The organism is Novosphingobium sp. 63-713 (genome assembly GCF_001898925.1).
Lineage (GTDB): Bacteria > Pseudomonadota > Alphaproteobacteria > Sphingomonadales > Sphingomonadaceae > Novosphingobium.
The window spans coordinates 17,070-43,277 of sequence record NZ_MKVS01000014.1 but is presented as its reverse complement, the minus strand read 5'-3'; the positions used below and the strand labels follow the sequence as shown (position 1 = coordinate 43,277).

The window sequence follows — 26,208 nt, the reverse complement described above, 5'->3', positions numbered from 1 at the left end:
CGGCCCGCCGGCTCGTACAGGATGAAAGGAGGCCATCGTGGCCAAGAAAATTGACGGTTATATCAAGCTGCAGATCGCAGCCGGCCAAGCCAAGCCCAGCCCGCCGATCGGCCCGGCTCTGGGTCAGCGCGGCGTCAACATCATGGGTTTCTGTAAGGAATTCAACGCGGCCACCCAGGGCGTCGAGCCCGGCACCCCGCTGCCCACCGTGATCACGGTTTATTCGGACAAGTCGTTCTCGTTCGTGACCAAGACCCCGCCCGCCACCTTCTTCATCAAGAAGGCGCTGGGCCTGAAGTCGGGTTCGAAGGCTCCGGGCAAGGATTCGGCCGGCAAGATCACCCACGCTCAGCTCGCTGAAATCGCTCAGGCCAAGATGAAGGACCTGAACGCCAACGATCTGGACGCGGCTGTCAAGATTATCGCCGGTTCGGCCCGCGCCATGGGCATTCAGGTTGTGGAGGGCTAAGACATGGCCAAGCTGACCAAGAAGCAGAAGTCGCTCGCCGAGAAGCTGGGCGACAACCAGAATCTGCACGGCATCAACGATGCCATCGCGCTGCTGCGCGAACTCAAGAGCGCCAAGTATGACGAAACGCTCGAAATCTCGATGAACCTGGGCGTTGACCCCCGCCACGCCGACCAGATGGTCCGCGGCATGGTCACCCTGCCCTCGGGCACCGGCAAGGACGTGAAGGTTGCCGTGTTCGCACGTGGCGACAAGGCTGAAGCGGCTCTGGCCGCCGGCGCAGACCGCGTTGGCGCCGAAGACCTGCTCGAAGACATGCAGGCCGGCAATCTCGACTACGGTCGCGTTATCGCCACGCCCGACATGATGGGCATCGTGGGCCGTCTGGGCAAGCTGCTGGGCCCCAAGGGCCTGATGCCGAACCCCAAGCTGGGCACTGTGACGCCGAACGTTGCCGAAGCGGTCAAGGCTGCCAAGGGCGGTCAGATCGAATTCCGCGTCGAAAAGGCCGGTATCATCCACGGCGGCATCGGCAAGCTCTCGTTCTCGGACGAAGCTCTGCGCGCCAACTTTGACGCTTTCGTTGACGCGATCGTCAAGGCGAAGCCCGCCGGCGCCAAGGGCAAGTATGTCCGCAAGATCGGCCTGTCGACCTCGCAGGGTCCGGGCATCAAGGTGGATCTGGCCGAAGTTCACGGTGGTTAATTCCATCGTCGGCTGATCCGCTTCATCTTCGGATGGACGGAATCAAGGGTCGGGAAAGGGCAACCTTTTCCGGCCCTTTTCCTTTGCGGTCGAGAATTTGCTGGACGCCCTTTGTGCGGTGCAGCATAGAAGGCCGATGCTGCATATCACTGATTATGGCCGCCTGATGGACTGGATCGTGGATACGTTCGCGCCCCAGTATCCCGACAAGATTGTCCATACCTATGTCGGTCTGGCGATCTGGCTGGGTGCTGCGGTGGTGATGCGGCGGCCTTTGGCCTCGCGCGGGCCGCTGATCGCGGTGATCGTGGCCGAGAGCCTCAACGAGCTTTACGATGTGCTGTTCCGCACGCTCTGGTCGTGGCAGGATACCAAGGGCGATATGCTCGCCACCTGGTTCTGGCCTGTCGTGCTGTTTGCGGCGCTGCGCTGGTTGCCCTGGCTGACGGGGCGCGTGAAGGATTAACCTTCCGGCGTCTCGCCATACTTATAGTCGATAAACCGGCTCTGGATCGCCAGCGCGTCCAGCTTGCCCTCGGCCAGTTGGCGCGTCACGCTGTCCAGTTCGCCGCTCAGCCGGGTCAGGCTTTCGCTCAATTGCTGATCCGGGCTGCTGCCCGCATGGGCTTGTCCGCGCAGCGAAGGCGGCACGGCGGTATAGGCATTGACCAGCTTGGGCAGATGTTCGCCCACCAATTGCCGGACCTGCCCCACGGCGGGCGCATTTTCATCCACCCGGTCAAGCTGCAGCGCCAGCCCATCCAATTGCCCGCCGATCCGCCCGACCAGATCGAGCGCCGGAGCGGGCAGGGCAGGGCGCTGCGCCTCCAGCCATACCTGCGTCTGCCCGACCAACTGGCGCGCGGGCGCGGCGCGCAGCGTTTCAAGGCTGGGCACCGGCACGGCACGGTCGCGCATCAGCATCCAGATCACCGCCACCAACACCGCCGCCACCGCGCCATAGGACAGCCAGCCCAGCAGATGCAGGATGCCCGAGAACAGGCCGATCACCATATTGACCAGCATGATCGCGACCACCACGCTGAGAGCCAGCGCGGCGGCCTTGCGCTTCTGCCCGCTGCGGCGCAGCGCGGCCGAACGCTGGCCGATGGGCTTGCCGGTCACGCGCCGCCCGCCCGCGCGCTGGTCGTTCAGTGAGGCGCGCGCGGCGGCCAGAATGGCGTCGCTGTTATGGGCGGGATTATCGGCCATGCTTATCCTTCAAGGCTGAGCAGCGAGGGACCGTCATGGGCCACCTGCGCCGAGGACTGGCCCTGAGCGCGGGCGATATAGCCCTTGGACTTTTCGACCTCGGCCGACAGCGTGTTGACGGTCTGCTTCATCGAATCGAGCGCCTTCACCTTGAACGTGTCGATCGTGTCCATCGTGTCATAGATGTTCTGGAACGCGCGCTGCAGCGTTTCGACGGGGATCGTGCTGGCGGCGGCCTGCTGGTGGATCTGGCCGGTCTGCTCCTTCAGCAGGGTGCTGGTCGAATCGATGATATTGGCCGTCGTCTCGTTCAACGCCGTGATCTGTTGCAGAACAAGGCGCTGGTTGGTCATCGCCTGCGCCACGGTCACCGCCGTGCGCAGCGCGGCCACCGTGGTCGTGCTGGCGCGGTCGACGCCCTTGACCAGCTCGACATTGTTCTTCTTGACCAGATCGAGCGCCAGATAGCCCTGCACCGTCACGGCCATTTGGGTCAGCAGATCCTGCGTCCGCTGGCGGGTGTAGAACAGGGCGGATTCGCGCAAAGCCTTGGCCTTGGCCGGATCGGTCGCGTCCAGATCGCCCGCCTTCTCCTCGATTTTCTCGTCCAGCTTCTTGGAGATATGGATCATCTGCTCCAGATTGCCCATCGCCTCCCACAGTTTGGAGCGCTCGACATCGATGGCCGCATTGTCCATCAACAGCTCGTCTTTGCCGCTGGCCAACTTGTCGAGGATCGCCTTGATATGGCCCTGGCTCGATACATAGCCGTCAAAATATTTCTGCATCGAATTGCCGAAGGGGATGAGGCCGAACAGCTTCTTGCCCGGCGACAATTTGCCCGCCTTGGCCGGATCAAGCGCCTCGACCGTGCGGCGCAATTCGATCAGATTGGCGCCCACGCCCTGATCCTTGTCCATCGCGCGCACGGGCCGATCCAGAAACCGGTTCGACATGCCCGAAGCCGCCGCGATTTCCTTGCGGCCCATGCTCGTCAACTGGTCGATGCGCTTGCCGAATTCGGGTGAATTGGTGTCCTGCGCGATCAGGTCGGCAATGAAACCATCGACCTTTTCATCCAGCTTGCTCTTCTGCTCGGCGCCCAGCGGGACCAGCCCTGCGGCCTGCGCGGGGGCCACCACCGGCACCGGATCGGGCGGGGTCAGGGTAATCGCGGGGGCTTCAACCGTGCTCGCCATACTATCCTCGTTTTCAGAACCGGCCTCGTTTTCAGAACCGGCCTCGTTTTTAAAACCGATGTGTATTATAGATGCAAGACAGTACGCCGCAAGGTCAAAAACCCTAGGCGCGCCCGGTAACATTGGTCAGATGCGCCGGGTCGATGCCCTCGGCACGCCAGGCCGCGCTCCACCGCGCCTCAAACGGGTGGTCGAACAGGATCGCGCCGCGCCCTTCGGCGGCGTACCAGCCATGCTGGCGCATTTCGGCGTCCAATTGCGCCTCGCCCCATCCGGCATAGCCCAGCGCCACCAGCCAGCGCGCCGGTCCGCGCCCCTCGGCAATGGCCGCCAGAATGTCGCGGCTACCCGTCAGGCTCCACTGATCGCTGACCAGCAGCGTACCTTCGCCCTTCCAGTCGGGGCTGTGCAGGACAAAACCGCGCTGCGGTTCGACCGGGCCGCCATGATGCACTTCGCAATCGGGGGCGAATCCGGTGGGAATGTTCAGATCGTCGAGCAGATTGTGCAGCGTGACGCCTTCGAGCACCTGGCCCACGCCAATGCCCAGCGCGCCGTCCTTGTCATGCATGCACAGCGCCAGCACCGCTTCTTCAAAGCGCGGATCGGGCATACCCGGCATGGCCAGCAGCAGGCGTCCGGCAAGGGATTGCGCTTCAATCATCGGCTAAAGGTAGGGCGGAAAGGGCAATTCTGCAAGCTGCGCTATTTACGCAATACCGCAGGCGTATAGCATTCCACCACCAGCGCGAGCGGCGAACCATCGGGCAGGCGCAGCAGCGCGCGATGCGAAAGCACCGTATCGCGCGGGCAGCCTGGGGCCGCGCCGCGCACCGCGCCCAGCCTTTCGCGGGTAAAGCCCAGCGGACCGGCCACCTTGCCAAAGGGCGTATCGGTGGTGCCCAGCGTCTGGTTCATCGCCGGGGTCAGCCTTTGGCGCGCGTACCAATTATGCGCCTCGGACAGAACCTTGGCGCCGCAGGACAGGCGGACATGGCGATAGGCCGGTTCCTGATCCTCGGAGAGTTTGAGCGTCTCGTCCAGATCGGGCGGGGGCATGGTGTCCTCGCCCTTGACCTGCGCGGCCTTGATGGTGGCCGGATCGGCCAGATGGCGCGCCTGACACCACTGGCCCAGCGCGGCGGTCGCGCTGTCCTGCGCGGCCAGCGTGGCCTCAAACGCAGGCAGCGATCCGGCATGGGCCAGCAATAGCGCCAGCAGCATGGTCAGATCCCGCCCAGCACCGGATCGCGCCCCATCGCCTCCAGCGCCGCCGATAGAGCCGTCACGCAGGCCGCCAGTTGCTCGGCATCGGTCGAGCGGATCACGAAATTCGAACCCGTCCGCCCCTCGCGGAAAAAGGGATAGGAGCCGATCGAGACGCCCTCATGGTCCTTCTCGGTCTGGGCCAGCAATTGCACCACCTCGCTCTCGCCCACCCAGCAGCCGACCGTTTCGGCCAGCACCGGCAGGCCGCCTTCCAGCGATCCGGTCAGCGCATCGAGCATGCCCGCCGTAATCATCGGCACGCCCGCCATGATATAGATATTGCCCCAATGGATGCCCGGCGCGCCGGAATAGCGGTTGGGGATCAGCCCCGCCCCCTCGGGCACGCGGGCCATGCGCAGCCGCATCTCGGTCAATTCGCTGCCGCGCGAGGCATAATAGTCGGCCAGAATCTGGCGCGCCTCGGGATGGACCACGACCGGCACGCCCAGCGCCTGCGCGATGGCGTCCACGGTGATGTCATCATGGGTGGGGCCGATACCGCCGGTGGTGAAGAGGTAATCGTTGCGCACACGCAGGGTGTTGACCGCCTCGACAATCGCGTCCGTATCGTCGGCCACCACCCGCACTTCGCGCAGGCGGATGCCCTGAACCCCCAGCCAGCTCGCGATCTGGGCGATATTCTTGTCCTGCGTGCGGCCGGAAAGAATTTCGTCGCCAATCACCACCAGCGCAGCGGTGAAGATGCGGGGCGAGGGAGAAGCTGATTCAACCATGCCGATAGGGGTAAGCAGAGTGGCGCGGCGCGGCAAGGCGGGAAAAAGGGCAAAACTGTGCAAATCTTGCCAGAATCCAATGGCGGCGGCGGATTGCGGGCAAAAAAAACCCGGCCGGAGCCGGGCTTTGGAAGTTTTGGGAGAGGATGCCTAAAAGGCCCGCTCCTTAAGCCTGACAACGCTGACTATTGCAAATGCGAAAAGCGCGTCGATTGTTGCGAAAAACGCAAGGAATGGGATGCCCTTTACGCGATCACCCCAAAAAGGTCATGCGCATCAGCATCTTCGATCAGCACGTCAACGATATCGCCCGATTTCAGATCCTGCGGCACATCGCGCAAAAGCACCTGTCCGTCGATCTCGGGGGCGTCGGCCTGGCTGCGGCCGGTGGCGCCGATGTCGCCATCCTCGTCCGGTTCGCCCACTTCGTCGATGATGACGCGAATCACGCGGCCCACCTTGGCCTGAAGCCGCGCGGCGCTGATCGCCTCGGTCTTTTCCATTAACCTGGTATAGCGTTCTTCCTTCACCGCCTCGGGCACGGCGCCGGGCAGGTCATTGGCGCTCGCGCCCTCGACCGGTTCAAACCGGAACGCGCCCACGCGGTCCAGTTGCGCCTCGTCCAGCCAGTCGAGCAGATATTGGAAATCCTCCTCCGTCTCGCCGGGGAAGCCGACCACGAAGGACGAGCGAATCGCCAGATCCGGGCAGATTTCGCGCCATTTCTTGATGCGTTCCAGCACGCGCGCCTCATTAGCCGGGCGCTTCATCGCGCGAAGAACATTGGGCGCGGCATGTTGAAACGGGATGTCGAGATAGGGCGTGATCAGCCCTTGCGCCATCAGCGGGATGACATCATCGACATGCGGATAGGGATAGACATAATGCAGCCGCACCCACGGGGCCTCGCCCTCGGGGGTACGCAGATTGCCCAGCTCGCGGGCCAGATCGGTCATATGGGCGCGGACCTCGCGGTCCTTCCACGTCCGGCTTTCATGGCGGATATCCACGCCATAGGCCGAGGTGTCCTGCGAGATGACCAGCAGTTCCTTGGTCCCCGCCGCCACCAGCTTTTCGGCCTCGCGCAGCACCGCGTCAATGCGGCGGCTGGCCAGTTTGCCGCGCAGTTGCGGGATGATGCAGAAGGCGCAGGAATGGTTGCAACCCTCTGAAATTTTGAGATAGGAATAGTGGCGCGGGGTCAGCTTGACCTCGCCGTCGGCCCCGGCGGGGATCAGGTCGACGAAAGGCCCGCGCGTGGGCGGGGCGGCCTCATGCACCGCGTCCACCACCTGCTCATACTGATGCGCGCCGGTGACGGCCAGCACATCGGGGAAACGCGCGCGGATCACCTCGGCCTCGTTGCCCATACAGCCGGTGACGATTACGCGGCCGTTTTCGGCAATCGCCTCGCCGATCGCGGCCAGGGATTCCTCCTTGGCCGAATCGAGGAAACCGCAGGTGTTGACCAGCACCACGTCCGCCCCGACATAATCGGGCGCAAACGCATAGCCATCGGCGCGCAGGCGGGTCAGGATGCGCTCGCTGTCGACCAGCGCCTTGGGGCAGCCGAGGCTGACCATGCCAACCTTGGGGGATTCGGGAATTTTTGTCAGCTTGTCACTCATGGGCTGCGCCCCTACGCTAAAATGGCGAATAAGGCCAGTTGCGGCGCAATCGTGCCGAAGGAAGGGAAATACGCATGGGTCCGGTAAACTGGGTGGCGATTGGCGTGGCGGCGCTGGTGGCGGGCCTGCTTGCGTTTCCTTGGTATGGGCTGATGCGCGCGGCGCGTTCGCCGGAGCCGTTGCGTTTGCTGGCGCTGGTGTTTCCGGCATGGCTGATCGGGCATAATTTCGCGCGGGTGGGCGCCGAAACGCTGGCGGCGAAACCGTGGCTTTACTGGATGATGTCGGGCGGATTTGCGCTGTTCATCGCGATCCCGGCGGGGGCGGCGCTCTATGGCCGCCATGGCATCGCCGGGCGCGAGGCGGCGGCTGATGCCGGCTATGTCTTTGTCGCCTTCATGGCGATGGGCACGGTGTTCTGGGCTATGGCCTAACGCGCGGCATAGATCGAGGCGAGGACTTCCTCGCCATCGACATGGACGATGATCGTCCGGCGCTCGTAACCTTCGCCCTCAAACGCATCAAGCCGTGCCCAGTGATCGGGCAGGGCGGGCGATTCGAACAGATCGACGCTGACCTCGCCCTCATCCCCCGGCACCAGCGCGGGAAAGGCCATCGCCGCGCCCCAGCCCGAATCGACCAGCCGCCCGCGCACCGTCCCGCGCCGCCACACACCGGGCAGATCCGAGATCTGGTGATGGTTCGGCCTGCCCGGCGCCAGCGTGCCATAGGTCGCAAGGCGGGTCCGGCTCATCGGGCGGGCTTTTTCCCGGCGGGCGAGGGCGCCTCGGGTTTGCCCGGCACCTTGCCCGCGCCCTTCTTGCCTTCGGTCAGCGCCTTTTGCGCGGCGGCGGCATCCTCTTTCTTCCCGGCCTTGGGCGCATCGCGGCGGGGCAGGAGGGGTAGGGGATTGACCGGATCGTCATTGCGGCGGATCTCGAAATGCAGTTCGTCGCGCGTGGCCCGGCCCGAATGGCCGACCAGCCCGACCCGCTCATGCGCCTTGACGCTGTCGCCCCGCTTGACCGTCAGTTTCGAGAGGAAGCCATAGGCGGTTTGCCATCCCTTGCCATGGTCGATCACCACCAGATTGCCGAAACTGTCGGGTTCGCGCCCGGCAAAGATCACCTCGCCCGGCGCGCTGGTGCGCACGGTTTCGCCCTCGGGCGCGACCAGATCGAGGCCGTTGTGGAAATCGCCGCCGCCCGCATCGCGCGTCTTGGCCACGAAACCGCGCCGCATCCGCCCTTCCATCGGCCAGAGGAAGCGGGGGCGGGCGTCTGATTTCGCTTCGTCCTTGTCGCCGTCTGGCGCCTCGTCGGGAGATTTTGCCGTCTTGGTGTCAGCCTTGGCTGTCCTGGCCGAATTGTCCGGTTTCAGCACGGTGGGGATCAGCAGCTTCTGCCCTTCATGCAGCCGGGCATTGGGCTCCAGCCCATTGGCCACCGCGATCGAGGAATAGGACACGCCATAGCGATAGGCGATGTCGAAACCGGTCTCGCCCGCCTTGACCACATGATGGCGTGTGCGCGGCAGAAACAGCTTTTGCCCGGCATGGACCGCATAATGCGGTGCCTTGAGGTGGTTGGCCTCGATAATCAGGATCTTGGGCACCTTGGCCCGATGCGCGATGCCGCCCAGCGTTTCGCCCGGCACCACGATATGCTCGCTTTCCTCCTCCAGCGGCAGGGGGGTGGGCAGATCGCCCTCGACCCCGGCGCGCGGGCGGTTCTTGGCCGTCTGCGCCCATGCGCCGGGTGCCCCCATCACCAGCAAGCCCGCCGCCAGCAGCGCGGCCATGCGCCAATGGGCTTTGCTCATCGAGCAAACCGCCCGGCCAGCGCGGCCAGCGAGGCGTCATGCGTCAGATCAAGCTGAAGCGGCGTGACCGAGATGAACCCGTCGGCAATCGCCTCAAGGTCGGTGCGGTGGCCCAGCGTATGTTCGATGCCATGCAGGCCGAACCAGTAATAGGGATAGCCGCGCGGGTCCGTGCTTTCGACCACCGATCCGCGGGCGTAATCGTGAAAGCCCTGACGCACCACGCGGATCCCCTGAACCGCATCGGCGCGCAGGGGGGGGAAGTTGACATTGACCAGCGTGCGCGGCGCAAAAGGCGTGTCGATCAGCGGGCGCAGCACTTTCTCGCCCCATTGCTCGGCCGCATCGAAGGAAACGTCGTCGCCCACGCCTTCCTTGGAATAGACCTGAGACAGCGCGATCGAGCGGATGCCCGCCAGCGTGCCCTCCATCGCGGCCGACACTGTGCCCGAATAGGTCACGTCATCGCCCAGATTGGCCCCGCGATTGACGCCCGACAGGATCAGGTCCGGCGCCTCGGGCAAAACCTTGCGCAGGGCGAGCGTTACCGAATCGGTGGGCGTGCCCGTGACCGAAAAACGCCGCTCGCCATGGCGGCGCAGGCGCACCGGGCGGGTCAGCGTCAGGCTGTGGCCCGCGCCAGATTGCTCCTCGGAGGGCGCCACGATCCAGATGTCGTCGGAAAGGGTGCGCGCGATCGCTTCCAGAACCTTGAGGCCGGGCGCGTGGATCCCGTCATCATTGGTCAGGAGGATGCGCATGCCTTGGCCCTTTCATTAGGAAATCAACCAAGGCGCCTTACATCCAAGCGCGCCGCCCCGCAACGAATGCGCAGGGCGGCAGGGCGGATTTCTTGGCGGAAACGACAGGCTGCTTCCCAAAATGGGCCAACAGGTCGGGTCAGAGGTGCTTTTTGGCCGATTTCGCCGCATCTTCAACGGCATCGTCGGCCTTGTCCGCAGCCTTGTCGATGGCCCTGTCGATCTGGTCGGCGGTCTTGTCGATGGCGTTGCTCTTGGCCGTTTCGTTGGCGTCATACCGGTTGAACAGGACCAGCCCGCCCACCAGCGCCACCAGCAGCAGAATGACCAGCAGGATGGTGCCGGTGCTGCTTCTTTCGACCACGATGATCCGGGGTTCGTTCCGCTGTTCTGTCATGGCCCGCGCTCCTTTGCTGCCGATGCCTGATGGAAGAGGCACCGGCGGCAAAGGTTCCATGGCCGGTTTACAGCGCGGAGATGCGATCCAGCCCGCCCATATAGGGGCGCAGCGCCTCGGGAATCGTCACAGAACCGTCCTCGTTCTGGTAGTTTTCGAGGATCGCCACCAGCGTGCGGCCTACGGCAAGGCCCGAACCGTTGAGCGTGTGGACGAATTTCGTGCCCTTCTCACCCGCAGGGCGATAGCGCGCATTCATGCGGCGCGCCTGAAAATCGCCGCAGTTCGAACAGGAGCTGATCTCGCGATACTTGCCCTGACCCGGAAGCCAGACTTCGAGGTCATAGGTCTTGCGCGCGGAAAAGCCCATGTCGCCGCTGCACAGCAGCATCCGGCGATAGGGCAGGCCAAGGCTTTGCAGGATATGTTCGGCAGCCCCGGTCATGCGCTCGTGTTCATCATTGCTCTGTTCGGGCGTGGTGATGGAAACGAGCTCGCATTTGTCGAACTGATGCTGGCGGATCAACCCGCGCGTATCCTTGCCCGCCGCGCCCGCTTCGCTGCGGAAGCAGAGGGTGAGGGCGGTGAAGCGCAGCGGCAGATCGCCGTCGAGGATCTGTTCGCGCACGAGGTTGGTCAGCGACACTTCGGCGGTGGGGATCAGCCAGCGGCCATCGGTGGTGGCAAACAGATCTTCGGCAAATTTTGGCAATTGCGCGGTGCCAAACAGCGCATCGTCGCGCACCAGCACGGGCGGCACAACTTCCTGATAGCCGAAGATCTCGGTGTGGGTGTCGAGCATGAATTGCCCGATGGCGCGGTTCAGACGGGCAATCGGCCCGCGCAGATAGGCAAAACGCGCGCCCGAAACCACCTGTGCGCTTTCAAAATCGAGGCCGAGCGGCGCGCCGATGTCGAAATGCTCCTTCGCACCCTCGATGGCGCGCGGCTCGCCCCAACGGCTGACTTCGGCATTGTCATTCTCATCCGCGCCCTGCGGCACTTCCTCGACGGGCAGGTTGGGGATGGAATTTAGTTCATCATCAAGTTTCGTTTGCCATTCTGCCATCGCCACTTCGAGGACGGGGAGGCTGTTCTTCAAAACCTCTGCCTTCGCTTTGGCTTCGGCCGCTTCTTCAGCTTTCCCTTCGGACATCAATTTGCCGATTGACTTCGATAGCCCGTTTCGCTCGGCTAAGAGCTTTTCGGCTTCCGTTTTAACGGCGCGTACCTGGCTGTCATACCCCAGAAGTAGGTTGGCGCGGGGAACATGCCCTCGGCGCGCAAGGCCGGCGTCAAAAGCTGCGGGGTTTTCGCGGATGAATCGAATGTCGTGCATAGGCTAAGGCGGGTATGGGGTGGGCCGGTTTTGGTCAAGTCCCTATGGGATTGCCGTCCTCGGCCCGGGCCATTCAGCCTGATGCACCGGGCGGGGGAGGAACCATGCCACCGCCCCCGCCGCGTCAGAAATGCTCAGTCGCGGGGGCGCTGACAGAAAGAGCGCAACCGGTTCTCGTCGGCTTCATTCTGAACATCGACGCGGATCTTGCCAAGGAAATTGCGGATTTCCACTTCGCCCAGATTATTGCCGTCACCGATCCACTTCTCGATGTCGGTAATCTGTGTGCGGTCAATGGTGAAAGACTTGAAAGGGATTGGCATTCCCATGGCGATTTCCTCGATGTTTTATGAAAATGGTTAAGTCACGGGCATCGTTTGGCCAAGTCTTGTATAGGTGATTCTGGTTACTAACGGATTAAGTGGTGATACTTAGTATGAAGGTGCCTCCGGCGGGCAAAGGGCGGGGGCCCTTTGCAATCCCGTTATGGGGTAGCGCTTCGGTTCGCGGGGATGTGGATTTGGCGATGGTTTCTAGCGGCGCGGCGACCTAGCGCTGTATAGCGCCACCCCATAATGGGATCGCCAAGGGACGAGTCCCTTGGCCCGCCGGAGGCAACCCCTTTATCCTTTCAAAGCCGCATCCAGCGCTGCCTTGTCCAGCTTCCCCTCCCACCGCGCGACCACTACCGTTGCCACCGCATTTCCGACGAAATTGGTCAGGCTGCGGCATTCGGACATGAAGCGGTCGACGCCGAGAATCAGCGCCATGCCCGCCACCGGCACGGATGGCACGATGGAAAGCGTGGCCGCCAGCGTGATGAACCCCGCGCCCGTCACCCCCGCAGCGCCCTTGGAGGACAGCATCGCCACGCCCAGCAAGAGCGCCTGCTGCCCCAGCGTCAGGTCAACATTGCACGCCTGCGCAATAAACAAAGCGGCCAGCGTCATGTAGATATTCGTGCCGTCGAGATTGAACGAATAGCCCGTGGGCACGACCAGCCCCACCACCGCCTTGGGGCACCCGGCCCGCTCCATTTTTTCGATCAGCGCGGGCAGGGCGCTTTCGGACGAGGACGTGCCCAGCACCAGCAGCAGTTCGGATTTGAGATAGGCCAGAAGGCGGAAAATCGAGAAGCCCGCAAACCGCCCGACAATCCCCAGCACCACCACCACAAACAGCAGCGAGGTCAGGTAGAAAGTCGCCACCAGCGCGGCCAGATGGGCCAGGCTGTGCACGCCATATTTGCCGATGGTAAAGGCCATGGCGCCAAAGGCCCCAAGCGGCGCGGCCTTCATCACGATGAAGACCAGCCGGAAAAAGACCGTCGAAACGTCCTCCAGCACGGTCAGCACCCGTTCGCCAACCTCGCCCACCGAGGCCAGCGAGACGCCGAACAGGATCGCCACCACCAGCACTTGCAGGATATTGCCTTCGGTCAGCGCCGAGACATAGGTTTCGGGTACCATCGCGTTGATAAAGCCCATGACGCTGCTTTCATGCGCCTTGGCGGCATAATCGGCCACCTTGCTGGCGTCGAGGCTGGCCGGGTCGATATTCAGCCCCGCGCCGGGGCGCACCGTATTGGCCACGATCAGCCCGACGATCAGCGCCAGCGTCGAAAAGGTGAAGAAATAGGCAAAGGCCTTGGCCGCCACGCGCCCCACCGAGGACAGATCGCGCATCCCGGCAATACCCGTCACGATGGTCAGGAAAATCACCGGCGCGATCACCATCTTGACCAGCTTGATGAAAATATCGCCCAGCGGCTTCATCGCCTCGCCCGCATCGGGCGCGAAATGGCCCAGCGCCACGCCGGCCGCAATCGCCATCAACACTTGCGCGTAAAGATGGCCGTACCAGCGCTTGGTCGTCGGCAGCGCCAGAGTGGAAACATCAGGAATATGCATGAGGGCCTTTCGCGCATCGGTTTGCCCCCATGATAGCGGCTGAACCCATGCGCGAAAGGGGGATGGCTACGCCTTATCGCTTATCCGCGGTGCAGCAGGAGTTTGCCGGGGCTGCGGAAATTGGACGAGGGCACCCATTCGAGCTGTTCATCGACGCGGGTGGATTCCGGCACGGCGGTCAGGAATTCCTCAAACAGAATCTGCACCGCCACCCGCGCCAGCATCGAGCCGAGGCAGGCATGGACCCCGCCGCCAAAGCCCAGATGGCGCTTGGGCCGCCTTGTGATGTCATAGGTGTCGGGATCGTTGAACACCGCGCTGTCGCGGTTGGCCGAACCATAGGCCAGCATGATGAAATCGCCCGCCTTGATGGTTTGCCCATGCAGTTCGATATCCTGCGTCGCGCAGCGCTTGAACCGCTGGGCCGAGGTGTTGAAGCGCAAGGATTCCTCAATGGCATCGGGCAACAGCGAGAGATCGGCGCAGATCGCGCGGCGCGCATCGGGAAAATCGGCCATGTTCAGCGCGAACATGCCCATAAAGCCAGAGAGCGATTCAATCCCCGCCATAATCAGCGTGGTGACGGTAAGCTGCACTTCCTTGTCGAGCAGCTTTTCGCCGTCGATCTCGGCGGTGATGAAGTTGGAGAGCAGATCATCGCCCGGATTGGCCTTGCGCTCCTGCACGATACGCGCGGCATAATCGGCCATCCATTGAAACGCGGCCAGATGCGCCGGGCTTTTCTGCCGCGTGACCGGATCGGTCTGAACCATCAGCACGGCATTGTCGCGCACTTCATCGGCGTTTTCGGGGGGCAGAGCAAAGAGATAGAAGATGAGATCGAGCGTGACCGCGCCGCCCAGTTCGCCCACGAAATCGAACACCTCCTTGCCCTCGATGGCGGCCAGATGCCGCCGTACCGAGGCCCGCGCCGGTTCGATCACATGGTCGAGCGCCCGCTTGGTCATCGCGCTTTGCACCAGCGCGCGCAGGCGGTCATGGCGCGGCGGATCGCTGCTGCCCAGCGTTGCCCCCGCGCGGCCGGGGAATTCATTGATGAGATTGCCCTTGGCGGAGGAATAGAGCCGCCAGTTCTGCAAGGCGTTCAAAATATCCTCATGGCGCGAGAGCACCCACATGCCCGCCTCCTCGCTCCAGAAACAGGGGTGTTGCTCGCGCAGGACTTTATAGGCGGGATAGGGATCGGCGTCATTTTCGGGCGAATAGGGATCGAAACGGAACGGACGATCCAGCGTGATCTGGCTCATCTTGCATATCCTCTCATGGTTTCTATGCGCGATGATTGGCATGACGGCGGACCCCTGCGTGAGGGCCGCCCCGCGCAAGCTCTTGCACTTTTCGATCAATCGGCGCAGGTTTCGGCCCTATGGCAAACAGGCATCAGATCCGCCGCTATGCGCTCTATGGCGAAGGCAATCATGCGATTGCCCCGGAATTCCTGCATATCGAAACGATCTCTGCCCGATCGAGCCAGCATGAATGGACGATCTCGCCCCACGCCCATCCTGGTATTTTTCAACTTCTTCTGCTCGATGGCGGCCATGGTGATCTGGTCGATGATACCGGCGTCACCCGGCTCTATCCGGTCAGCCTTGTCGTGGTGCCCTCGGGTTGCGTCCATGCGTTTCGCTTTGCCACCGATGCGCAAGGCTGGGTGCTCTCGCTGGCCGATGCGCTGCTGCATGATCGGCGACTGGCGGGGCTGCTGGGCGATGGCGGGCTGGCCGGTCATGGCGCGCGCCATCGCCGCCTGCCACCGGGCCCGGCGGAGCGACTCGGCTGGCTGATGGCCGATCTGGCGCAGGGCGCGGCCGAGGGCGCACGGGTGCTGCCCGCCTCGCTGGTGGCGCAACTGGCGCTGGTGCTGGCGCTGGCCGCCGAAGGATTGAGCGCCGCGCCCAATCCGCCGCGCAGCGGGCATGACGCGCTGGTTGCCCGCTTCAAAGCCTTGGTCGAGGCGCATTATACCGAAGGCTGGAGCGTGCAGGATTACGCCGCCCATCTGGCCACCACCGCGCCCACGCTGACCCGCGCCTGCCGCGCCGTGCTGGATCAGGCCCCCGCCGAAGTGGTCCAGCAACGCCTGTTGCTCGAAGCCATGCGCCTGCTCACCTATACCGCCAGCAGCATCGGCCAGATCGCCGCCACATTGGGCTTTGCCGATCCGGCCTATTTCGCCCGTTTTTTCAAAGCGCGCACCGGACGCACAGCCTCGGATTTCCGAGAGAGCCGGGCATGGGTGTCGGCCTAAATGTAATTACGGATTTCCCGGACAAACAGATCGACGTTGATCGGCGAGCTGGCCCGGTTGAGGCAGGCGGGAAAGAAGATTTCGGAAAAGAACAGGCTGCGCAGCAACAGGCCGATCTGGCGCGCCGCCGCCGCCGGATCGGTCGAACCCAGCCGGACAAAGATCGGCTCCCACCTTGTCTGGCGCGCCAGCATGACATTTTCGACCAGTTGCATCAGTTCCGGTTCGCGCCGCGCCATCAGGAAACATTCATAGCGCGCCAGCACGAAAGTGCCCCGTGCCTGCGACGCCACCCATTGCCACATATCAAAGCAGCATTGCGCGACCACCTCGACGCTGGGTTCCTCGCCGCACAGCGCCTCGATCCGGTCGACGATCTGGTCCATCTGCCGCGCGTCCTGGGCAAAGACCGTGCGGATGGCCATGGCCACCAGATCCTCACGCCGCCGGAAATAGGCCGATGTCGTACCCTCGGGCAGGCCCAGATGGCGGTCGAGCGCGCGATGGGTAAAGCCGCGGCTGCCATGTTCGCCCAGCACTTCGAGCGCGGCCTGCGCCAGTTCCTCGCGCCGGTTGCCTTTGGATGCGCCCTTTTCGCGGGCGCGGGGGGGTGGGGGGGCCAGATCATTCATGCCGCCCCCTGTTTGCCCTGCCTGACCTCGCTTGACAAGGACGGGTGTATTCTACAATTGTAGAAATTGAAGGCGGCGGAGGATGCCCGCGAAAAAACCGGCGGGGACCGCCCGCGAAAGGAGAGCAATGAAGAAGCACCGGATCGGCATGGGGCTGGCCCTTGCGGCCCTGATGATGGCGCAGACGGCATGGGCGGCCGAACGCCCCGCCTCGGCTGAACGCCCTGCGGCGGCCTCGGGCGATCACCTTGTCCTGCTGGGCACGGGCGGCGGGCCCGGCGGGCGGGTGGATCGCGCTGGCATTGCCACTCTGCTGGAGGTTGCGGGCCATCGCTATCTGGTCGATGCGGGCGGCGGCGTCTCGCGCCAACTGGCGCAGGCGGGGGTGGCCGAGCGCGATGTGCCTCTGGTGTTCCTGACCCATCTGCATGACGATCATTACGCGGGCCTGCTCAGCCTCGCCAGCTTTGCCTGGTCGACGCGGGGCAAGGGGATGCAATTGCTGGGCCCGGCGGGCACGGTTGAACTCGCCCATGCGCTGGGCGCGGTGATGGAGGTCAACGCCCGCATCCGCAATGCCGAATCCGGCCAGAACCGCCCGGTGGCAAATTTCCTGAGCGCGCGCGAACTGACGCCCGAGGCAGGCTATGACGATGGCGCGGTCAAGGTCAGGGCCATGCTCAACAGCCATTACACCCTGATGGACCGCAACCGCGCGCCCGGCGCGCAATCGCTCTCCTATCGCTTTGAGGCGGGCGGCAAGGTGGTGGTCTTTACCGGCGACACCGGGCCGACGGCGGGCCTGGCCGAATTTGCGCGCGGAGCCGATGTGCTGGTGGCCGAAATGGCCACGGCGGCCGACCGGGCGATGGTGCCCCCCCCGGTTCAGCGCCACATGGATGTCGAACATCTCTCGCCCGCGCAGGTGGGCGATCTGGCGACGCAGGCGGGCGTGCGCAAGCTGGTGCTGAGCCACGTGGGCCAGGTGGACGAGGCCGATCTGGCGCAGGTGCGCGCCCATTATGCCGGCCCGGTCGTGCTGGGCCGCGATCTGCAGAGCATTGCATTTTGAAAACAACCGGCGCGGCCCCCTGTCCGCGCCCGGAAGGGAGATGACCATGGCGAAGAAAATGATCCTGCTGGCGGGCCTGCTGCTCGCGCAACCTGTTGCGGCCCAACCTGTCGCCGCGCCGCCTGCCAAGGACGCCTACACATGGGTGACGCTGGGCACGATGGGCGGGCCGATGCCGCGCCCGGGGCGCAATGAACCGGCCAATCTGCTGGTCCGCGCGGGCGAGGCGCATCTGATCGACACCGGCGATGGCGCGATGACCGCGATGGCGGACGCGGGCGCCGACTATCCCGATCTGCGCACCGTCTGGATCAGCCATATCCATTTCGACCATCTGGGCGGGCTTTACGCGGTGCTGGGCCTGCGCCTGCAGACGCGCACGGTCAGGCCGCTGACCATCTATGGCCCGCCGGGGATGAAAGAGATCGTGGCGGGTCTGATCGCGGCGATGCGGCCCAGCGCGCGCTCGGGCTTTGGCATTCCGGGCGAGGTGCCGATTGATCCGGCGACCAATATCAATGTGGTCGAACTTGACGATGGCGCGGTGGTGAAACTGGACGCATTCACGGTTCGGGTGGCCACCAATACACACTACAGTTTTACCCCTGGCAGCCCTGAAGAGCATACCTTTCGTTCGCTGTCCTATCGCTTTGATCTGCCCGGGCGTTCGATCATCTATACCGGCGACACCGGGCCCAGCGAGAAGGTGACGCAACTGGCCAAGGGGGCGGACATGCTGGTGACCGAGATGATCGATCTGGACAATACGCTGGCCCAGATGGGCCGCCGTGTGCAGCACATTTCGCCCGAGGAAAAGACGCATATGGCCGAGCATCTGACGCGCCATCACCTCTCCACGCAGGCCATCGGTGAAATGGCGGCGAGCGCGGGCGTCGGCAAGGTGGTGGTCACCCATATCGCCGGGGGGGCGGTGCAGGGCGCCGATGCGACGTATCGCGATCAGATCGGGCGGCTGTTCAAGGGCCCCGTGGTCATCGCCAAGGATATGGAACGGTTCTGAGGGGGGAATTTCCGGCCATTGCTGCCCTAAGGCGTGGCCTAAACTATGGCGGCCCCGATTTTGGTCGGGGCCGCCAATCTTTGTCGGGCCGGATCAGGCCGCCTGAAGCATCCGGGCCAGATCTTCCTTCGCTTCGCCGGTCGGGCGGATGTCGAAGTTCTCCACCAGCACGCCCAGAACCTCGGGCGTCAGGAATTGCGGCAGCGTGGGGCCAAGGTGGATCTTCCTGATCCCCAGATGCAGCATGGTCAGCAGCACGGCGGTGGCCTTCTGTTCAAACCAGCTGATCGCGTAATGCAGCGGCAGATCATTCACCCCGCAGCCCAGCGCGCCAGCCACCGCGACCGCGACCTGAATGGCGGAAAAGGCATCGTTGCACTGGCCCATGTCCAGCACGCGCGGCACGCCGTTGATGTCGCCCATATCCTCGCGGTTGAAGCGGAACTTGCCGCAGCCCAGCGTCAGCACGAGGCTGTCCTTGGGCGTGGCGACGGCCAGATCGTGGAAATAATTGCGGCCCGGACGCGCCCCGTCGCAGCCGCCGATCAGGAACAGGTTCTTCACATCGCCCTTGCCGATCATGTCGAGCAAAGTGTCGGCCACGCCCATCACGGTGTTGCGGGCAAAACCGGCCGGGATGCGCTGTTCGGCGGCGTCCTCGGCAAAACCGGGCTGGGCCAGCGCGCAGGCGATGGCGGGGGCGAAATCATGGTCGGTCAGATGCGGAATACCCGCCCAGCCCACTGGCCCTGCGGTAAAGATCCGGTCGGCATAGCCCTTGATTTCGGGATTGATCAGGCAGTTCGAGGTCATCACGATGGCGCCGGGGAAGGCGTCGAAATCGCGCTGCTGGTCCTGCCATGCGCCGCCGTAATTGCCGACCAGATGGGCATATTTCTTCAGACCCGGATAGGCATTGGCGGGCATCAGTTCGCCATGGGTATAGACGTTGATGCCCTTGCCCTCGGTCTGCTGCAGGATGGCCTCCAGATCGCCCATGTCATGGCCCGACACCAGCAGCGCCTTGCCCTGCACCGGGGTCATGCGTACCATCGTCACTTCGGGATGGCCGAAACGGGTCGTGTTGGCCGCGTCCAGCAGTTCCATCACTTTCAGGTTCATCGCGCCCACCGCCAGCGATTGCGCGATCAGCGCGGCCATGTCGGTCGGGTCGCCCGCCAGAAAGGCCGAAATGCGGTGGAATTCGGCGCAGATCGCCGCTTCCTCATGGTCCAGCACGCGGGCATGTTCGCTGTAGGCCGCCGTGCCCTTCAGGCCATAAAGGATGAGGTTGCGCAGGCCGGTGATGCTGGGGCCGTCGCGGTCCATAAAGCGCTGGATCGCGGCAAAGGGGGCGGCGGCGGCCCATTCCTCGGCGTTGGCGCCGGGGTTCCATGTGGCCGGTTCAGGCAGGTCCGACAGGTCGGCGCCCGCCGCGATGGCGCAGGCCTTCGCCCGCTCGCGCATTTCCAGCGCCTGCGTGATCAGCGCATCGAAACGGCCTGCGTCGAAATTCACATTGGTCAGCGTGGTGAACCACACGTGGGGGGTAAAGGCGTCGACCTGTTCATCGCGCGCGCCCTTGGCCGCCGCCCGGTCGGCATAGGCCGAGACCCCCTGCATCAGGCGCAGCAGCACGTCCTGCATGTCGGCCACGGTTGCGCTCTTGCCGCAAGAGCCGACTTTGACAGCGCAGCCGCCCTTGTTCGATTGTTCGCATTGGACGCAATACATGGGGGATCTCCAGATAAGATGACTTTCAAAACCCACTTATCCGCGTCCGGGAAAGATTCATTTGAGATGAATCAAATTGCATCTTATTGCCCAACCCATGCAATTGACCCGACACACCGATTATGCGCTGCGCCTGCTGATTGATCTGGCCCAATCCAATAAGGCTCAGTTGGAGGGCGGCCGCGTGGCGATTGCCGATGTTGCCGCCGCGCAGGATATTTCGCGCACTCATCTGATGAAGATCGCCAACCAATTGGCCCATGCCGGTTTTATCGAGGCTATGCGCGGGCGCGGCGGCGGCATCCGGCTGGCCCGAGATCCGGCGGACATCAATATCGGGGCCGTTGTTGCCGCGATGGAGCCAGATTGCGGGATGGTCGATTGCGCGGGCTGCGCGCTGTTGCGGCGCTGCGGTCTGCCGGGCGTGTTTGCGCGGGCGCGCGGGGCCTTTGCCGATGTGCTGGCGCAATATTCGCTGGCCGATGTGCTGAAGGGGTGAGGGCTTTGCGGGGGGTGAACAATCTGTTCCATTGGGTCGGCGTCCAGAGCGCGCCCACGACCTCGCGCCTGTGGACGGCGGGGCTGGGGGCGGCCTTCGGCATTCTGGCGGCGGGGCTGGTGGTGCGCTTCTGGCCCGAGCTGGGGCTGGGCCTGCCCTTGCTGATCGCGCCCATCGGGGCTTCGGCGGTGCTGCTCTTTGCCGTCCCGGCCAGCCCTTTGGCCCAGCCCTGGGCGATTGTGGGGGGCAATACGGTTTCGGCTTTATGCGGCATTTTCTGGATGAAGGTGCTGGGCGATCCGGCCTATGCGGCCTGCCTTGCCGTGGCCAGCGCGATTGCCGCGATGAGCCTTGCGCGCTGCCTGCATCCGCCGGGCGGGGCCTGCGCGCTGACCTGCGTGATCGGCGGCAAGGCGGTTGTGGCGGCGGGCTGGTCCTTTGCGCTGGTGCCGGTGGCGCTGGACAGCGCCTTGCTGGTGGCCTTTGGCGTTTTGTACAATTCGGCGGTGCGGGGCAATTATCCCCATCGCGCCGCGCAATTTGCCGCGCCGGGGCCTGCGCGGGCGGGCTTTTCGATGGCGGACATCGAATCGGTCCTTTCCTAATATGATCAATTGCTCGACGTCAGCAGCGAGGATCTCGACACTCTGTTCCGTCAGGTCGAAACCCGCGCCTATCGCCGCTTGCACGGCACGATCCGTTGCCAACAGATCATGCGCGAGGACGGCCTGACGCTGCGCCCTGAGGATGGGTTGGCGCGGGCGGTGGCGCTGTTTGGCGGGCATCGGATCGGCGCGCTGCCTGTGGTCGATGCCGAAGGGCGGCTAGAAGGATTGCTGCGCCTCGACAGCCTCGTCTCGGTGGGTGAGGAGGCGAGGGTGGGGCAGGTGATGGACACTTCGCCCTGTATTGCCGCGGCGGACGCGCCCATCGACGAATTGCTGCCGATCCTGTCGGGCGGGATGTATCACGAGGCGCTGGTGGTCGATGCGCGCGGCCATCTGCTGGGGATGATTACCCAGACCGACCTGCTCTGCGCCCTGTGGCGCGGGCATATTGCCGAACAGATCGCCCTGCACGAAGAGGGCAAGGCCGGGTAAACCAAGCGCGATGGTTGGCAAATTGTATCCACCATCGCCTATCGGAATGGGTTATGCGGTGGCCAACGCCGCTAGTGAGCCCGATCCGCATGAACATTCTTCTGGCCGAGGACGATCCCGATACGCGCCAATTCGTCGAGGATGCCCTCGGCGAATTGGGCCATCGCGTGGTGGCCACCGCCAGCGGGGCGCAGGCGCTGGAATGGGCGCGCGATTCCGGCGCCGATATTCTGGTGCTCGACCGGATGCTGCCCGATATGGATGGCATCGCGGTTCTGCGCGCCCTGCGTGGGGGCGGGCATGGCCTTCCCGTGCTGATGCTGACCGCGCTGGGCCGGATCGAGGATCGGGTTGATGGGCTGGATGCCGGGGCCGATGATTATCTGGTCAAACCCTTTGCCATCAGCGAGCTGGTCGCGCGGATCAACGCGCTGACGCGGCGGACGGTCACGGTGGATACCGGGCCGTGTTTCGGCGGCATCGCGCTCGATCTGCGCACCCGGCAGGTGACGCGCGAGGGGCGCGTGATCCTGTTGCAGCCGCGCGAATTTCGCCTGCTTGAAGAACTGGTGCGCGCGGGCGGAGGTTTTCTCACCCGCACGATGCTGCTCGAACGGGTGTGGGATTTCCATTTCGACCCGCAGACCAAGATCGTCGAAACCCATATGAGCCGCCTGCGCTCGAAACTGAACGAGGGTTTTGTCGAGGACGCCATCGAAACGGTGCGCGGCATGGGCTATCGGGTGCGGGCATCATGATTGGGCTGCGGGCCAGCGCGGCGCGGCGCATCGCGCTGATCAGCTTTTGCGCCTATGCGGTGGCGATGCTGCTGGTGGCGGGCGCGGTCTATCTGGCCACGCATGCCGCCTTTTCCCGCCAGATCAACCTGAGCGTCGAACATGCCAGCGCCGCGCTGATGGCTGAATATCGCGACGATGGCCTAGCCGGCCTGTCGCGCGCGGTGGCGATGCAGCACAGCCCCGGCCCGATCTCGCTGGGCACGGCGGTGTTTGCGGCCGATGGGCGGCATCTGGCGGGCAATCTGGCCACGGCTGCCCCGGCGCCGGGCTGGCACCGCATCACCTTTCTCGACCCTCTCGAAGGCCCCGACACCGCGCGCGCCAAGGTCACGTTGCTGCCGGGCGGCGAACGGCTGGTGGTGGCCGCCGATCTGGAGGATCTTCAGGCCATCGACCGCGCGATCCTTGGCATTTTTGCCGGGGCCATGCTGGTGCTGCTGGGCATTGGCGTGGGCGGGGCCTTGGTGCTGGCGCGCTATTTACGGACAAAGCTGGCGGTGATCGAGGATACGGCATCGGCCATTGTCGCGGGCGATTTTGCCCGCCGCGCACCCGTGGGCCACAATGGCGACGAGTTCGACCGCGTGGCCGCCTCGCTCAACGCCATGCTCGATCAGATCACCTCGCTGATCGCCAATCTGCGACAGGTCAGCGCCGATCTGGCCCATGATCTGCGCACGCCTTTGACGGGCCTGCGCAACCATCTGGAGCGCATGGCCGCGCATGGGGGCGAGCAGGTCGCCATGGCGCTGGCCCGCACGGATGAGGTGCTGGAGCTGTTCGAGGCGATCCTGCGCATTTCCGAGGTCGAGGAGGGCAGCCTGCGCCGCGCCTTCACCCGGCTCGATCTGGCGGCCCTGCTGGGCGAATTGTCCGAAACGCTTGACCTGCTGGCCGAGGATGCGGGCAAAAGGCTGGAGACGCGCTGGCAGCCCGGCCTGATGGTGCTGGGCGACCGGCAATTGCTGGCGCAGGTCCTCATCAATCTGGCCGAAAACGCGATGCGCCATACGCCGCCGGGCGCGGCCATCGAAATCTCGGTGCTTGAGCGCGAGGGGCATGTGGTCTTGCAGGTGCGCGACAATGGCCCCGGCATTCCCGAGGCCGACCGCGCCCGCGTGCTGCGCCGTTTCGTGCGGCTCGAATCCTCGCGTTCCACCCCCGGCCATGGGCTGGGCCTCAGCCTCGTGGCCGCGATTGCCGATGCCCATGGCGCGGCGCTGACATTGGGCGATGCGGGGCCGGGCCTGATCGTCACCCTTACCTTTCCGCGAAAGAGCGCGTCATGAAATTGCTGAAAATGCCCATAGGGCTGGGGGCGGGGCTGGGGGCTTGCGGCCTGCTGGCGGGATGTATGCACGCCCCGCCGGTGCCGGTGGACCTGAACGCGCAGGTCTCCGCCGCCGCCAGCGCCGCCTATGATCCCGCGCAGGTGGCCGCCGCCGCGCGCGCCATGGCTCCGGCCGCGCGGGTTGCCCCCGATGCGCCTGACCGGCTTTCGCTGCTGGCCGCATTGATGCTCTATGATCCGCGCATTGCCCAGGCGCAAAAGGCGCTGAGCGTGGCGATGCGCGAGGCCGCCTCGGCGCGCAAGGTGGGTCAGCCCAGCTTTTCGCTGACCGGGCAATATTCGAACGACCCTACCACCGAGCCATGGCAGGCCAGCCTTGGCGCCAGCCTGCCGCTCGATTACGGCGGGGTGAAGGGCGCGCGCCTGAGGCGGGCCGATGTGGCGGTGCTGATCGCGCGCCACGATCTGGCCGAGGTGATCTGGGCCGAGCGCATGGCGGCGCGCGGGGCGTTGATCGACCTGCTGATCGCCCGGATGCGCGGCCCCTTGCTGACCCAACAGGCCGCGATCCGCGCGCAGATTCTCGACGCCACCGATGCCCGCCTGCGCGCGGGCGAGGGGGCCGCCATCGAGCGCGACAGCGCCCGCATCGCCGCCCGACAAGCCCAGCGCGCCCTGGACGACAATCGCGCCGCCATCGCCGACGCGCGCGCCCGTTTGGCCGCGACGCTGGGCCTGCCGCAATCCACTTTGCCCGATTTTCTTTGGGCCGATTTTGCCGACCCGGCCAGCGCCGCGCCGGTGCCCGATGCCGCGCTGGCCCATGGCGCGGTGGTGGCCCGCGCCGATGTGCTGCGCAGCGTTGCCGCCTATGACCAGAGCGAGGCGGATCTGCGCGGCGAACTGGCGCGGCAATATCCGCAAGTCACCCTGCAGCCCTCGATGACATGGGCGGGCGGGCCGATGACGGTGCCCTTTGGCCTTGGCCTGTCGATGCCCTCATGGGACGCCAATCGCGCCACGATCCGCGCCGCTCTGGCCCGGCGAGAGGCGGCGGGTGCGGCGATCCATACCGCCATCGCCAATGCGCTTGGCGCCATCGACACCGCCGCGCAGGAGAGCCGCGCGGCGCGGCTGGCGCAGGCCCATGTGCAGAGCGGCGAATGGCCCGCCGCCATGGCCGCCGCCCGCCGTGCGCAGCAGCGCCTTGCCATGGGCGAGACGGCCCGCATCGAAGCGCTGACCATGCAGGCAGGCGCGCTCGATGCCCAACTGACCCTTACCGATGCGCTGGGCCGCGTGCAGCGGGCCGATGCGGCGCTGGAAGATGCGCTGCGCCGTCCGCTCTCCGGCCCCGAAATGGAGATCAAGCGATGAAACAGCCCCTTGCCGTGGCAGGCTATATTCTGGGCGGCGCGCTGGCAGGCGCGGCGCTGCTGCATTTCGCCTCTGGCCCGAGCGCGCCGGATGCCGATGACGCGCCCAAGAAGGAGGCAGCCGAACCGACGGAAGCCGATGGCGCGCTCCATGTCGATGCGGCAAAGATCGGGCTGCAACTGGCTACGCTGCCCGCCACAACGATCAGCGCGGGACAGCAGGGCTATGCCCGCGCGATCGACCTGTCACCGCTGGCCGCGATCGGGGCGGAGATCACGGCGGCGCAGGCGGCGGTGGCGGCATCGGGCGCGGAGGCGGCACGGCTCAATGACCTGGCGGCGCAGGATGGCAATGCCTCCCGCCGCGAGGCGCAGGCCGCCAGTGCGCAGGCCGCCAGCGACAAGGCCCGCCTGACGCTGGCGTGTCAGCGCGTGGCGCTGGAATTTGGCGCGGGGCTGGCGCGGCTGGGCTGCAACGCGATTCCCGGTCTGGCGCGCGAGGCGGCGGCGGGGCAGCGGGCGGTGATCCGCATCGACATGCCCGCCGGGCCTCCGCCAGCGGGCGCGATGGTCGAAGTGGGCGAAGGCGCGCAGATGAAACGGCTGCGCGTGCTTGGCCCGGCGGTCGGCGGCGATGCGCAATTGCAGACCGCAGGCGTGCTGGCCATCGCGGATGGCACGGCCAGCGTTGGCCGCGTTCTGCCCGCGCGGATGGGCGCAGCGGCCGGGCAGGCGGGCGTGCTGGTGCCGCGCGCGGCGCTGGTGCGCTCCGATGGCGCTCTCTTCGTCTATCGCGCGCGGGGCAAGGATGGCTTTGAACGCATCGCGCTGACCGGCGCCGTGGCGGGCGATGCGGGGTGGGCGGTGCCGGTTGGTGCATTGCATGTGGGCGACCGCATTGTGGTCGAGGGCGCGGGAACCCTGCTGGGGCTGGAACATGCCGCGCCGGCGGGCGGGGATGATTGAG

The 26,208-nt window shown here is 65.0% G+C and carries 30 protein-coding genes; 14 read left to right on the top strand and 16 right to left on the bottom strand.

The annotated features are described in order from the left end of the window. Positions 1-37: 37 nt before the first annotated feature. The 3 genes from rplK to BGP00_RS07840 all read left to right on the top strand — a co-directional run bounded on the left by rplK (position 38) and on the right by BGP00_RS07840 (position 1,640). The gene (gene rplK, locus BGP00_RS07850; RefSeq protein ID WP_168603978.1) at positions 38-469 is read left to right on the top strand and encodes a 50S ribosomal protein L11; all 432 of its coding nucleotides are present in this window, start codon (positions 38-40) and stop codon (positions 467-469) included. 3 nt (positions 470-472) lie between these two features. Beyond that, positions 473-1,174: a 50S ribosomal protein L1 gene (gene rplA / locus BGP00_RS07845; RefSeq protein WP_168603977.1), complete on the top strand. Its 702-nt coding sequence runs from the start codon at positions 473-475 to the stop codon at positions 1,172-1,174. Between the two features lie 136 nt (positions 1,175-1,310). Continuing rightward, positions 1,311-1,640 (top strand): hypothetical protein, encoded by a 330-nt coding sequence (locus tag BGP00_RS07840; RefSeq protein WP_168603976.1) that lies wholly within the window; start codon positions 1,311-1,313, stop codon positions 1,638-1,640. On the opposite strand, the gene BGP00_RS07835 is transcribed toward BGP00_RS07840, so the two are convergent. The 6 genes from BGP00_RS07835 to rimO form a co-directional block, all read right to left on the bottom strand. Then, entirely contained in the window at positions 1,637-2,386 is a 750-nt protein-coding gene (locus BGP00_RS07835; RefSeq protein WP_292693255.1) for a hypothetical protein, read from the bottom strand. The two genes, BGP00_RS07840 and BGP00_RS07835, sit on opposite strands and share 4 nt — an antisense overlap. A 2-nt stretch (positions 2,387-2,388) precedes the next feature. Continuing rightward, positions 2,389-3,585 (bottom strand): toxic anion resistance protein, encoded by a 1,197-nt coding sequence (locus BGP00_RS07830; RefSeq protein WP_292693253.1) that lies wholly within the window; start codon positions 3,583-3,585, stop codon positions 2,389-2,391. A gap of 103 nt (positions 3,586-3,688) precedes the next feature. Further along, entirely contained in the window at positions 3,689-4,249 is a 561-nt protein-coding gene (locus BGP00_RS07825; RefSeq protein WP_168603973.1) for a YqgE/AlgH family protein, read from the bottom strand. A gap of 41 nt (positions 4,250-4,290) precedes the next feature. Continuing rightward, positions 4,291-4,809 carry a hypothetical protein gene (locus BGP00_RS07820; protein ID WP_292693248.1) on the bottom strand — a complete coding sequence of 173 codons (519 nt, stop codon included), beginning with the start codon at positions 4,807-4,809 and terminating at the stop codon, positions 4,291-4,293. A gap of 2 nt (positions 4,810-4,811) precedes the next feature. Then, positions 4,812-5,588, bottom strand: a complete 777-nt coding sequence (locus tag BGP00_RS07815; RefSeq protein WP_168603971.1) for a molybdopterin-binding protein — start codon at positions 5,586-5,588, stop codon at positions 4,812-4,814. A gap of 245 nt (positions 5,589-5,833) precedes the next feature. Further along, positions 5,834-7,216 carry a 30S ribosomal protein S12 methylthiotransferase RimO gene (rimO, locus tag BGP00_RS07810; protein ID WP_292693243.1) on the bottom strand — a complete coding sequence of 461 codons (1,383 nt, stop codon included), beginning with the start codon at positions 7,214-7,216 and terminating at the stop codon, positions 5,834-5,836. Between the two features lie 74 nt (positions 7,217-7,290). Between rimO and BGP00_RS07805 the strand changes: the two genes are divergently transcribed. Beyond that, positions 7,291-7,650 carry a DUF1761 domain-containing protein gene (locus BGP00_RS07805; protein WP_292693241.1) on the top strand — a complete coding sequence of 120 codons (360 nt, stop codon included), beginning with the start codon at positions 7,291-7,293 and terminating at the stop codon, positions 7,648-7,650. On the opposite strand, the gene BGP00_RS07800 is transcribed toward BGP00_RS07805, so the two are convergent. From BGP00_RS07800 to BGP00_RS07765, 8 genes are all read right to left on the bottom strand, one after another. After that, entirely contained in the window at positions 7,647-7,970 is a 324-nt protein-coding gene (locus BGP00_RS07800) for a gamma-glutamylcyclotransferase family protein (protein WP_292693238.1), read from the bottom strand. The genes BGP00_RS07805 and BGP00_RS07800 overlap by 4 nt on opposite strands. Next, positions 7,967-9,037 carry a M23 family metallopeptidase gene (locus tag BGP00_RS07795; protein ID WP_292693235.1) on the bottom strand — a complete coding sequence of 357 codons (1,071 nt, stop codon included), beginning with the start codon at positions 9,035-9,037 and terminating at the stop codon, positions 7,967-7,969. Before BGP00_RS07795 ends, BGP00_RS07800 begins: the two co-directional genes overlap by 4 nt. Beyond that, positions 9,034-9,798: a 5'/3'-nucleotidase SurE gene (surE, locus tag BGP00_RS07790; protein WP_292693232.1), complete on the bottom strand. Its 765-nt coding sequence runs from the start codon at positions 9,796-9,798 to the stop codon at positions 9,034-9,036. Before surE ends, BGP00_RS07795 begins: the two co-directional genes overlap by 4 nt. A gap of 139 nt (positions 9,799-9,937) precedes the next feature. Then, positions 9,938-10,195: a hypothetical protein gene (locus tag BGP00_RS07785; protein ID WP_292693230.1), complete on the bottom strand. Its 258-nt coding sequence runs from the start codon at positions 10,193-10,195 to the stop codon at positions 9,938-9,940. A gap of 67 nt (positions 10,196-10,262) precedes the next feature. Continuing rightward, complete coding sequence (gene serS, locus BGP00_RS07780) at positions 10,263-11,534, bottom strand: serine--tRNA ligase (RefSeq protein ID WP_292693227.1); 1,272 nt, start codon at positions 11,532-11,534, stop codon at positions 10,263-10,265. 134 nt (positions 11,535-11,668) lie between these two features. Next, the gene (locus BGP00_RS07775; protein ID WP_292693225.1) at positions 11,669-11,863 is read right to left on the bottom strand and encodes a hypothetical protein; all 195 of its coding nucleotides are present in this window, start codon (positions 11,861-11,863) and stop codon (positions 11,669-11,671) included. A gap of 294 nt (positions 11,864-12,157) precedes the next feature. Continuing rightward, complete coding sequence (locus tag BGP00_RS07770) at positions 12,158-13,444, bottom strand: dicarboxylate/amino acid:cation symporter (RefSeq protein ID WP_292693222.1); 1,287 nt, start codon at positions 13,442-13,444, stop codon at positions 12,158-12,160. Between the two features lie 80 nt (positions 13,445-13,524). Further along, complete coding sequence (locus BGP00_RS07765; protein ID WP_292693219.1) at positions 13,525-14,712, bottom strand: cytochrome P450; 1,188 nt, start codon at positions 14,710-14,712, stop codon at positions 13,525-13,527. Positions 14,713-14,831: 119 nt separating this feature from the next. Between BGP00_RS07765 and BGP00_RS07760 the strand changes: the two genes are divergently transcribed. Next, a complete protein-coding gene (locus BGP00_RS07760; protein WP_292693216.1) occupies positions 14,832-15,716 on the top strand; it encodes a helix-turn-helix domain-containing protein in 885 nt (294 codons plus the stop codon). On the opposite strand, the gene BGP00_RS07755 is transcribed toward BGP00_RS07760, so the two are convergent. Beyond that, positions 15,713-16,348 (bottom strand): hypothetical protein, encoded by a 636-nt coding sequence (locus tag BGP00_RS07755; RefSeq protein ID WP_292693213.1) that lies wholly within the window; start codon positions 16,346-16,348, stop codon positions 15,713-15,715. The two genes, BGP00_RS07760 and BGP00_RS07755, sit on opposite strands and share 4 nt — an antisense overlap. A gap of 127 nt (positions 16,349-16,475) precedes the next feature. Between BGP00_RS07755 and BGP00_RS07750 the strand changes: the two genes are divergently transcribed. After that, on the top strand, positions 16,476-17,420 hold the full coding sequence (locus BGP00_RS07750; RefSeq protein WP_292693210.1) for an MBL fold metallo-hydrolase: 945 nt from the start codon (positions 16,476-16,478) through the stop codon (positions 17,418-17,420). A 46-nt stretch (positions 17,421-17,466) separates the two neighbouring features. Continuing rightward, a complete protein-coding gene (locus BGP00_RS07745; protein ID WP_292693207.1) occupies positions 17,467-18,441 on the top strand; it encodes an MBL fold metallo-hydrolase in 975 nt (324 codons plus the stop codon). Between the two features lie 93 nt (positions 18,442-18,534). On the opposite strand, the gene hcp is transcribed toward BGP00_RS07745, so the two are convergent. Next, positions 18,535-20,175: a hydroxylamine reductase gene (gene hcp, locus BGP00_RS07740; RefSeq protein WP_292693206.1), complete on the bottom strand. Its 1,641-nt coding sequence runs from the start codon at positions 20,173-20,175 to the stop codon at positions 18,535-18,537. A gap of 97 nt (positions 20,176-20,272) precedes the next feature. Here hcp and BGP00_RS07735 point away from each other — a divergent pair, with 97 nt between their 5' ends. The 7 genes from BGP00_RS07735 to BGP00_RS07705 all read left to right on the top strand — a co-directional run bounded on the left by BGP00_RS07735 (position 20,273) and on the right by BGP00_RS07705 (position 26,207). Beyond that, positions 20,273-20,674, top strand: a complete 402-nt coding sequence (locus tag BGP00_RS07735) for an Rrf2 family transcriptional regulator (protein ID WP_292693203.1) — start codon at positions 20,273-20,275, stop codon at positions 20,672-20,674. A 14-nt stretch (positions 20,675-20,688) separates the two neighbouring features. After that, positions 20,689-21,279 (top strand): HPP family protein, encoded by a 591-nt coding sequence (locus BGP00_RS07730; RefSeq protein ID WP_292693200.1) that lies wholly within the window; start codon positions 20,689-20,691, stop codon positions 21,277-21,279. Positions 21,280-21,288: 9 nt separating this feature from the next. Then, positions 21,289-21,774, top strand: coding sequence for a CBS domain-containing protein (locus BGP00_RS07725; protein ID WP_292693198.1), 486 nt, complete (start codon positions 21,289-21,291; stop codon positions 21,772-21,774). An 89-nt stretch (positions 21,775-21,863) separates the two neighbouring features. Next, positions 21,864-22,532 carry a response regulator transcription factor gene (locus tag BGP00_RS07720; RefSeq protein ID WP_292693195.1) on the top strand — a complete coding sequence of 223 codons (669 nt, stop codon included), beginning with the start codon at positions 21,864-21,866 and terminating at the stop codon, positions 22,530-22,532. Continuing rightward, positions 22,529-23,863, top strand: a complete 1,335-nt coding sequence (locus tag BGP00_RS07715) for a HAMP domain-containing sensor histidine kinase (protein WP_292693192.1) — start codon at positions 22,529-22,531, stop codon at positions 23,861-23,863. Before BGP00_RS07720 ends, BGP00_RS07715 begins: the two co-directional genes overlap by 4 nt. Next, a complete protein-coding gene (locus BGP00_RS07710) occupies positions 23,860-25,242 on the top strand; it encodes a TolC family protein (protein ID WP_292693189.1) in 1,383 nt (460 codons plus the stop codon). Before BGP00_RS07715 ends, BGP00_RS07710 begins: the two co-directional genes overlap by 4 nt. Then, the gene (locus BGP00_RS07705) at positions 25,239-26,207 is read left to right on the top strand and encodes a hypothetical protein (RefSeq protein ID WP_292693187.1); all 969 of its coding nucleotides are present in this window, start codon (positions 25,239-25,241) and stop codon (positions 26,205-26,207) included. The genes BGP00_RS07710 and BGP00_RS07705 overlap by 4 nt, the downstream gene beginning before the upstream one ends. The last annotated feature ends 1 nt before the right edge of the window (position 26,208 follow it).